This is a genomic window from Pseudorhodoplanes sp., assembly GCF_050250235.1.
In the GTDB taxonomy this organism is placed as follows: Bacteria; Pseudomonadota; Alphaproteobacteria; order Rhizobiales; family Xanthobacteraceae; genus Pseudorhodoplanes.
On record NZ_JBFWPA010000185.1, the window covers coordinates 1 to 9,315 of the forward strand.

Below are 9,315 nucleotides of genomic sequence, written 5' to 3' on the forward strand. Positions count from 1 at the left end.
ACGGATTGCCGAAATCGAACGTCGAAGCTCTAACGCCCCGGCGCGAAACGAAACGGGCCTCCTCGGGGCTTAAGAACGCTAGAAACCGATAAATTCCGGGCGCTTCTCGACCCCCTTCCCTTTTTCTCCCGAATACGCTTAGATCGCGTCGGCAGCAGCGATTAGTGCCCCGCTACGAGACTGCCAGATCAAACAAAATAGGGCGCTCTAAACCGGATCGGTTTGGGGCGCTTTTTTATTTTGTCTTCAGCCCCGCGAAAAAACCGGTCGCGACTTCCGCACAATGCGGAGACAAGGGCTATGTGTTGTGAGTACCGACACTGATCTCAAGGAAAAGTCGTACACCATCGCTGAATGGTGCGCGATGCGAAAGTATTCTAAGCCGACATTCCACAAGATGCGGCGCGAAGGTAAAGCGCCGAAGGTTCTTGTGGTCCTCAGCACCCTCCGCATCACCGAGACCGCTGACCGCGAATGGGAAGCGGAGCGCATGAAGGAAGCGGAGACTGAGGCTGCGCGGCTCGAAGCCGCCCGCCGGGCCGCTCACGCGAAGCACGCGGCTCAGGCTGCGGCGAAATCGAACCGCCATGTATCGAAGCGCGGCAAGAAGAAGCGCGCGGCGTGACGCATGACGGCAAAGAAAAGCCGCCGCTCTGGTCAGAGAGCGACGGCGGGTAGAAAGCTTGCGAGACGCGAGCCTACTACTCCAACCCCCGGCCCGCGTCTAGCCGAAGCCGAGACGCTGGCGAAACTCTGGCTCCATGTCGGCCCGAACGGCAAGGAGCAATGGTTCAAGACCGAACCGCTGGACACGCCGGTAATGGAGATTGCGATTGTGCGATTGCCGGACGGCTCGCACTGGCAACTCGCATTCCGTTACCGAATCAAACTTCACAACTGGCTTAACTCGGAACGCTTCCCGGACCCGCATGGCCGACGATGGGTCTATGTCGAGAACCGGGGCTATGTGTCGATCTTCGCGCGCCCCGCGTCCGCCAACCTCCTCAAAAAAATTGAAGGTGACGCCATGAGCGCCCGCACAATCCGCATCCTAGACCTATACATCAAGGCTGAAGGCCGGCAGGTGATCGCCTTGTCTGACTTGCGTGGCGGATACTTTGCCGACGCACAGCGCAATCTCGCAACGCGCGACAAGATCGCGCGGCGCATCGAAGCCCTCATTGACAAACTGTCGAATGAGGAACGCGACCTGATGTTCCGCAAATATGAAGTCAAGAAGCTTGAGGCTCAGCTTCGACTTGTCGGTGTCAAAAATTCTCAGTCGCTCTTTCAATATCGGAGGCTGGCATGACCTATGTCCGGCTTCTGCAAGAACTAGAGATGGAGGTCACAGACCTCATTAAAGCCAATCCGGAGATGACTGTCCGGGAAGCTGAGGCCATCGCTCTGTCTGGCAATGCGCCGGTCTCGCGAGAGGAGATCATTGCGAAGGTTGTCGCGGCGGGCGGCACTTGCGAATTTCGCGACGGCCGCTTTCATGCGATTGCCCCGACCGGCCGCGCGGTCATCTTTAAGGCGTATGCGGACGGCAGCGCTCACGTCTATTCCGCCACCGGCCCGACACATGGCGCTTATGCCTGGCTCGCTTCGATAGGTATCGCGAAGCCGCCAGACACGCCGGAACAGAAGGCCGAAAAGCAGGCCCGCGCGCTCCGGCTGTGGGGCGAGGCGGTCCCGGCCGGTGGCACGATTGTCGAGCGCTACTTGAGGTCAAGGGAATTGCTGATCGTTCCCGACTGCCTCCGGTTTCATCCAAAGCTCTACCACTTCGGAGCGAAGGCCGAACTGCCCGCAATGATCGCCGCGCGATGCGACGTGAAGGGCGACGTGATCGCCATTCATCGCACATGGTTGCGAGGCGACGGGAGCGGCAAAGCCGCCGTTGAGCCTCAACGCGCGGACCTCGGACCCGTCCGAGGCACCGCTATACGATTGTCGCCCGTCGCGAGCGAGATGCTGATTGGCGAGGGTATCGAGACCACGCTGGCCGCCATGCGGCTCTCCGGTAAGCCCGGCTGGGCCGCTGGTAGCGCGGGAATGATGAAGGAAATGCAGCTACCGCCGGAAGTGAGGGTCCTGCGGCTGCTGGTCGATGTGAATGATGAGGGAGCAGGAGAGCGAGAGACTGCGGAAGCGAAGGCCCGGTTTGTATCTGAAGGCCGGACTGTCATCCGCGTTAGGCCACCACACGGAGGAGATTTCAATGACACTCTGATGGAAGAGGCTCGAAATGCCGAAAAGTAAAAAGACTGGCGCGGATGCCATCAATGATAACTCCGACACCTCAGCTTTTGAATTCAGACTGGAGCCGTATGATTGGCCAGAGCCGAAGACAATTCCACGCCGCAGCTTCCTATTCGGCACATCCTATCAACGCGGAAAGGTCAGCCTGACCGCTGCGACGGGTGGGCGCGGTAAATCGACCTTGTCGATTGCTGAGGGCATGTCGATGTCATTGGGGCGCGCGTTGCCTACGCTCCACGACAAGAAGCCCGATGGCCCGCTCAACGTCTACATTTGGGGCGGCGAAGAAGATAAAGATGAAATGGACCGCCGCATCGCCGCGACTGCCATAGGTCACGGCATTACGCCGGAGGAGATTGCCGAGGCGAAGAAGGCCAAGCGGCTCTTCATCCATGACAAGACCGTCCGCTTCAATCTGGTCGAGACTGATGACAGAAATCGTCCGTTTGCGAATGAGGCTGTGCTACGGGCGATGATTGAGGAGTTCAAGGCGAAGAAAATTGACGTCGCGATTATTGACCCACTTGTCGCTTCGCACAGCGTCTCCGAGAACGACACCAAGGCTATGGACCTAGTTGTTAGGACCTGGGATCGGATAGCGCAGGAATGTAACTGCTCAATCATGCTGATTCATCACGCGAGAAAGTCCAATGGGCAGGAGATGGAGGCGGAGGATATTCGCGGCGCAAAAGCAATCACCGATGCGGCCCGGTTCGCTCGCATATTGAACCTGATGAGTAAGACGATGGCCGGTAACATCAAGGGCCTGAGTGCGGAGGAGCACTGGCGCTATTTCCGGGTCGATGATGCCAAGGCCAATTATGCACCCTTCAATAAGGCGGAGTGGTACGAGATCGCCAGCGTTGAGCTTGGCAACATCGAGAATGAGGGACACTTCGATAAAGAGAAGCCGGGCGACAATGTCGGTGTTGTTGTTTCCTTCAAGCCTGATTTTGGGAAAGACCTCAAGCCCGCGCCGTCCGCCGTCCTGCGTGTTCAGACTGCGCTGCGCGCTGAACCGAATAAGTGGCGGATGCACAAGGCCAAGGGTTCTTGGATCGGTGCGCTGATCGCTCGCGAGATGTCGGTTGATCTTGATGAGGTTGGTGTTGAGGCGCTGGTCCGTAAGCAGGTGAAGGAGTGGCAGCAGAAGGATTGGATTTCGGAGGTCGAAGCGCTCGTGAATAAGCGCAAGGTGAAGTTTGCTGCCGCAGGATCGGTCAGCCCGTATGCTGCGCCGGGAGAGGCGGAATAGATGCCAAGCGCCACGCCTATCCGTCCTGCCGAGGGGTATACCGCCCCCCTATAGGGGGGGGCGGCTACCCTCGCACCCTCGCTGTGCGAGACCTCCTGCCGAGGGTCCAAAAACCCTCGCACCCCCTGCGGTTATTGAACTTCCTGCCACGTTGCCGAGGGTAGTTGCCGAGGCTTCGGATGATAAGCGGACCCCTCGGCAATTATCGGCCGGAATAGGCCCGTTTCGGCGCTCGCTGACACGCCTCCCCTCACGAAAATAATCCTGACATCGGCCATCGACGGCGGTTCTTGATCGCTGTTTCGCACACGCCTCCGCCTATACCGAGCTAAAACGGTTGCGCGGCAAACTCTTAGAAACCCACAAATATAAGGCGTTTCGACGCGCGATCACCGATCTTAAGGGATGCGAACCAACGATGCGTCCAAGGATTGTATGGCTAAGAAGCGGAAATCGGTTGACGCTCGAAGCGCGGCTAAAGCCCGACCGCCACGGGTCCGCGATGTCTTCCAGCCCCGGCCCAAGAACCTACGCAGCAAGATCACCAATCACCGAACATTGCTGCCCAATATTGATATGCGGTCGGCTCTCGCCCGTCGCCTGCAAGACATCGCCTCGGAAATCGCAATCGACCTCGGTGGCGCTGATCGACTGTCGGCGGTGAAGCGACACTTGGTGGTTCGCTTCGCGGGCGCTGCGGCCCTTGCCGAACAGCTTGAAGCAAAGATCGCAAACGGTCAGCAGATTGACATCGCAGAACACGCGGCGCTTACAAGCTCGCTAGTCCGCATTGCCAACAAGATCGGTGTGGCTCGCGCAATGAAGCGCGTCCCTGATTTGCGCGACTACATCGAAGGCAAGGCAACCTTTGATGATCACGATCTTGACGATCAGGACCGTGAGCGATGAAGCCCATCACCACCATGCGTCGCGCGCTAGAGGACACCGCCCTGTTGGGCGGCATCCTTCCGGGCGACACTTGGCGAGCGTGGCGCATCCTGCTCATCGCGACGATGGGCGAAGCGCTGACGGCTCCGGAGCGCGCGACCTTCAAGCAGTTCACTGGTCGTGAGACCGAACCATCGTCCCGCGTCGATGAAGCCGCGTTCGTGGTCGGCCGTCGCGGCGGCAAGTCCCGGTCGATGTCTGTCCTCGCGAGCTACATCGCCGGTCTGTGCGATCATTCCGATAAGCTCGTGCCCGGTGAGCGAGGCGTCCTGCTTTGTATCGCTCCCGACCAGCGGCAAGCGGCCATCACCTTGAATTACACGGCAGCGGCTTTCGAGCGTTCGAAGATGCTGCGCCAGCTTATCGAGGATCGCACAGCCGACACGCTACGCCTCAAGAACGGCATCGACATCGAAGTGCGAGCGGCATCGTTCCGCCGATTGCGTGGCCCGACCTACATCGCGGTTCTCGCTGACGAGGCGGCATTTTGGTACACAGCGGACGGCGGATCAGCGAACGCCGACACCGAAATCTTGAACGCTGTGCGCCCCGGTCTCGCGACTACTGGCGGCCCGCTCATCATCGGCTCCTCGCCATACGCGAGACGCGGCGAATTGTGGGCCTTGTATAAGGCGCACCACGGTCCGGACGGTGACGCGCGGATCATTGTCGCTCAAGGCGCGTCCCGTGACTTCAATCCCTCGCTTGCTGAGGCAGTTGTATCGCGGGCATATGCCCGCGATCCAGTTGCCGCATCCGCCGAGTACGGCGGGATGTTCCGGACAGACATTGAAAGCTTGCTGACGCGCGAAGCGGTCGAGGCGGTCGTGTCGCCCGGCATCTATGAGCGTCCTCCGCTCGCGAGCATCAACTACGTTGCCTTTGTCGATCCGGCCGGTGGGTCAGGTAAGGACAGCATGACATTGGCTATCGGTCATCGCGACGGGGACGGAATCATCCTCGACGCGGTGAGAGAGCGCAAGCCAACCTTTAGCCCAGAGCACGTCACTGCCGAGTTCTGCGCCATTTTGAAACTCTATAGAGTTTCAAAAGTCACAGGCGACCGCTTTGCAGGCGAATGGGCGCGTGAGCCGTTCCGCAAGTTCGGTGTCGCTTACGATCCCGCAGCGGAGCCGAAGTCAAATCTGTATCGTGACCTTCTCCCTGCGATCAATTCAAAGCTCCTCGATTTGCTCGATCATTCAGGACTAATAAACCAGTTGATTAGTCTTGAACGACGAACGGCCAGAGGCGGCCGTGAATCAATCGACCATCCGCCGAACGGGCACGATGACGTAGCGAACGCTGTTGCGGGCCTCGCCTCAGTTCTGAGCAAGAAGCAAACATCATACGACGACACGCTGGCATGGGTCGATAGCCGCGCAATGGCCGACCGCCACGCAAGTATCGAAGCCTTCATGAAAGCTACTGCCCCCAAGTCGGCTCGCATGTCGCGAGGCGGCATCGTTATGGAGAACTGAGATGAACACCGAAGATGACGACAAAATCTTGAAGGACGGCGCAGTGCTGAAGGTCCCTCAGATGATGATGGATGCTGCGGCCCTTGCTCCGATCACTGACAAAGCGTTTGTCAGTGACCATCACAAGCCCCACCACGTCGCGATGTCGAACGATCAGCGCAATGCCGCCGCAGATCGACAAGCGCTTGCGGATAAGCGCCTCTCCGATGCCTGGCGCGATCCTCCGCCGATGTTCGTTGGTGCGACCCCCGAGCCGGTCATGGGCGTTCATGCCGACAAGGTCGGCACGAATGGTCACGATCACAACAGGCCAGTCACTGACACAACCGGCCTTGACGCGCTCCAAGCCGCGAATGAGCGCCGATACGCCGCCAAGATTTCTGAGATGTGGAAAAACCCAGGAGCACGATAATGCTTACCGCCCCCACAGGACAGCCGAAGGTCGTCACGCGCGAGAGCGCGTTGCCGAAGTGCGCGCAAAAGCGGCTCGCACAACTAAGGGCGCTTGTCGATGACTACGAGGCCGCTCGCACAAATCTGCAAAAGCGGCTGAACGGTCTGATGCCGGATGAGTCGATGGAGCGCGAAGAAGTCAACAAGCGCATCATCGCCAACAATCGGAGCCTGAGCTACGCGAAGGGCCTTCTGAATCTGGCCGATCAGTGGCTCGTGGCTTCCGGTGCGCTGGCCCATTACGCTCCGACCGCGCTGACGGCCGCGCCGCCACCGAGAGTTGGTGAAGCACAATGGGGCCGCATCGAGAACATTCGCACCGAGGTCGCCCGCATCAAGGCCCAGATGATTGAGGTTAAGCGCGCTCCCTTGCCATTCAAGATGTTCGAAGAACAATTGAAGGTCACCGTGAATCGTTGGGCGTCCGAAGGCGAGCCACGCGTGGAGGTCGATCAGGTTAAGGGTCACGTCAACGCGCGCTGGGGCGCTGCCGTCCCCGCTAGCTACAAGATCATGGCGTGGCTGCATCGTGACGCGATGCTGGCGAAGCTGATCGAGCAAGCCCGCAAGCAAGCCGATACGCGCGGCACCGCGATGTCGCCGGAGGCTAAGGCCGAGAATTTGAAGGCGCTATCGGAACGCCTTCAAAGCCTAGAGCTTGAGGAAGTCGCTTTGATCGACGCCATGCAATCGCAGGGCGTTCCTGACGCCGTTCACCGCCTCGACATCAGCCCGGCTGCGTTGCTGGGCGTGAAGGAGCCGAAAGGCATCATGCGTTCGGCGTTGGTGGCGTGACATGACGATCTTCAAAGACAAGATCAAGGAGGAGCGGGTGCGCAATGCCCCGTTCATTCTTCTCGATGGCAAAACCACCAATGTGTATCTGGACTACCGGCTGATCGTCGGAGTTCGCGGGCCGACCAAGGAGGAGGAGGAGCAAGGCTATAAGTCTTTTGTCTTCGGAGAAGGCGAGAGCATGACGTTTTGCAACACTCATACCCCTGAACAGGTCCTCGAATTGATCGCCGCTGCCGATGAGCAGATGAAGGAATAGCTGCCCGCGACCTTTCGCGTAGGGCAGCGCGGCTTTGGCGATTGCGCCGCACTCCGAAAAGCAATCGCCTCACTCCCTGTGCGCCTTTCTGTCGGGTTGGGCGCGCGGGAACCTCCCCGGCAGGGCTGTCTCTGCCGGGGAGAGCTTTGTTGACTAGCGACCCAAGTCACATAAGGAACAGCATATTGGATCCATTCGTTCTGATCTTCATGGGCGTGGCCGGTGCGATCGCAATCGCCTATCTGTGCAGTTGAAGTTACTCCCCCGGCTCTTCTGGCGGCCCTTCAACAAAGACAGCATAGCGGATTTGGTATTTCTTCTTGCAGCCATCACACTCCAAAATCATTCCGTCTTTTACTTCATCCATCCAATAGCCGACCTCTTTGTCGCAGCCCGCCGCCTCGCACTTGAAGTGTTTCTTCTTCGAGCGCCATGTGACCTGATCGCCTCCCATATCCTTCAAGAGATAGGGGGCACCGCAGTTAAAACACTCAACATCAACTTTGTCTGATCCGAGCGGAAACCGCTTTTTCATCTCGAACCCGCAACGCACACAATCCATCGTTGCTGTTTCTCGGATATGAACATTGAACAGCGTTGAGTTGAGGACGTTCTCGATAACCGGGATCAATTCCAAGCATTTTGCCTTAAGCCGCTGAAGGTCATGTGTCTTGCCCTCGTCGATCTTCTGGATCGTTAGTACGTGTAGGAATGATCCAAGCGCGTCGTAATGATTCTTGAAATCTTCCAGACGCAGGACGGTCTCGGTACCCAGCACCTTCATTTCGGTTGGCATTTCGTCATTCGGACCGTGCGGGCCTATCTTAAGCGTGCAACCCATGTTCGCGGCCGGATCAATTGATACAAGAAGCTGCATCAGCTTCTTTGGTTGCCAGACCTTCAACTGGTCAGGCTTCACGTCGTCCTTGAAAACATTTGCGCGCTCATAAATCAGAGCTTCAATTGCTTCCCGCATTTCAAGCGCCGCGTACCGATACCGAAGTGGATCTTCGGCAGCGAGTTCATTCTTTGCGCGTTGGAGAGATTCACGCGCCATTTGGCGATACTTCTTCATAGCCAGGTTCTATATGCTGCGTCCGCATCGACAGCGCAGGCGAAGCGCCATTGTGCGAGATGGATCGAGCGTTCCACCTGTCCGCCTGAATTCACAATTTCGATTAGGATGTCAGCGTCGTATGATTCGACACGAGCAAGCAACCCGATTGCGTAGTGAATCGCCGCTTCACGGTCTGTGAAGATCGGGGGAAAATCGTCCAAGTCTAATCCGTGGATAACGATCCGGAAGCGCATTCCCGGAGCTAAGCAGCCCTGACAAAAAGAAAAGCCCGGCCGAAGCCGGGCTTGAGTTAGATCGGAAGGATGGTCGAGGCGGCTTAGGCCGCCTTGGCTGCCGCTCGATGAGAACTCCTAAAGCTTGTAGGAAGCCTGATATAGGTCCATGCCAATGGACTTGGCCTTCGCGTAAGTGTCAGGCACTGACGAAACCTTCACAATCGAGAGCGCATGTGTAATGCGATTTCTCGTATCTGACGGGCTCCATGGCTGAGCGATAAGAAACCTGACGAGATCAGAATGCTTCCTACCATCTTCTGATGCCTCAATAAGGAGGCGGGCAAGCTTTTGCTGATCTGGATCGGCGTTCATTTTGCTGATGCCGAATAGCGAACCAAAAAAGCCCATAGTTCACTCCATCGAAGCTACGTGAAAATGGCGAGCAACCATTTCGGTATGCCGAACAAGAAAGACCATGCGCCAAGAAAAGCGCAGATAACTGCAACTGGTCCGAGAAGTCCGAGGATGAACATTCCGAAGCTTCCGAGCTGGATGCCCATCCACAT

Annotated in this window: 10 protein-coding genes; 9 read left to right on the plus strand and 1 reads right to left on the minus strand. The window is 57.8% G+C overall.

Annotation, left to right across the window (positions count from 1 at the left end; translation table 11 throughout):
• The first annotated feature begins 307 nt into the window (after nt 1–307).
• The 9 genes from AB7F49_RS35475 (at nt 308) to AB7F49_RS35515 (ending at nt 7,456) form a co-directional block, all read left to right on the plus strand.
• A complete protein-coding gene (locus tag AB7F49_RS35475; RefSeq protein ID WP_428531380.1) occupies nt 308–625 on the plus strand; it encodes a hypothetical protein in 318 nt (105 codons plus the stop codon).
• A gap of 195 nt (nt 626–820) precedes the next feature.
• Nucleotides 821–1,312: a hypothetical protein gene (locus AB7F49_RS35480; RefSeq protein ID WP_428531383.1), complete on the plus strand. Its 492-nt coding sequence runs from the start codon at nt 821–823 to the stop codon at nt 1,310–1,312.
• Nucleotides 1,309–2,265, plus strand: a complete 957-nt coding sequence (locus tag AB7F49_RS35485; protein ID WP_428531386.1) for a DUF7146 domain-containing protein — start codon at nt 1,309–1,311, stop codon at nt 2,263–2,265. Before AB7F49_RS35480 ends, AB7F49_RS35485 begins: the two co-directional genes overlap by 4 nt.
• The gene (locus AB7F49_RS35490; RefSeq protein WP_428531389.1) at nt 2,252–3,520 is read left to right on the plus strand and encodes an AAA family ATPase; all 1,269 of its coding nucleotides are present in this window, start codon (nt 2,252–2,254) and stop codon (nt 3,518–3,520) included. The genes AB7F49_RS35485 and AB7F49_RS35490 overlap by 14 nt, the downstream gene beginning before the upstream one ends.
• Before the next feature lie 435 nt (nt 3,521–3,955).
• Complete coding sequence (locus AB7F49_RS35495; RefSeq protein WP_428531392.1) at nt 3,956–4,429, plus strand: hypothetical protein; 474 nt, start codon at nt 3,956–3,958, stop codon at nt 4,427–4,429.
• Complete coding sequence (locus tag AB7F49_RS35500; protein WP_428531395.1) at nt 4,426–5,949, plus strand: hypothetical protein; 1,524 nt, start codon at nt 4,426–4,428, stop codon at nt 5,947–5,949. The genes AB7F49_RS35495 and AB7F49_RS35500 overlap by 4 nt, the downstream gene beginning before the upstream one ends.
• 1 nt (nt 5,950) lies before the next feature.
• Nucleotides 5,951–6,361: a hypothetical protein gene (locus tag AB7F49_RS35505; RefSeq protein ID WP_428531398.1), complete on the plus strand. Its 411-nt coding sequence runs from the start codon at nt 5,951–5,953 to the stop codon at nt 6,359–6,361.
• Entirely contained in the window at nt 6,361–7,197 is an 837-nt protein-coding gene (locus AB7F49_RS35510) for a hypothetical protein (RefSeq protein ID WP_428531401.1), read from the plus strand. The genes AB7F49_RS35505 and AB7F49_RS35510 overlap by 1 nt, the downstream gene beginning before the upstream one ends.
• A 1-nt stretch (nt 7,198) precedes the next feature.
• The gene (locus AB7F49_RS35515; RefSeq protein ID WP_428531404.1) at nt 7,199–7,456 is read left to right on the plus strand and encodes a hypothetical protein; all 258 of its coding nucleotides are present in this window, start codon (nt 7,199–7,201) and stop codon (nt 7,454–7,456) included.
• A 256-nt stretch (nt 7,457–7,712) separates the two neighbouring features.
• Here the strand turns inward: AB7F49_RS35515 and AB7F49_RS35520 are convergent, their stop codons facing one another.
• Nucleotides 7,713–8,531, minus strand: coding sequence for a hypothetical protein (locus AB7F49_RS35520; RefSeq protein WP_428531407.1), 819 nt, complete (start codon nt 8,529–8,531; stop codon nt 7,713–7,715).
• Between the last annotated feature and the right edge of the window lie 784 nt (nt 8,532–9,315).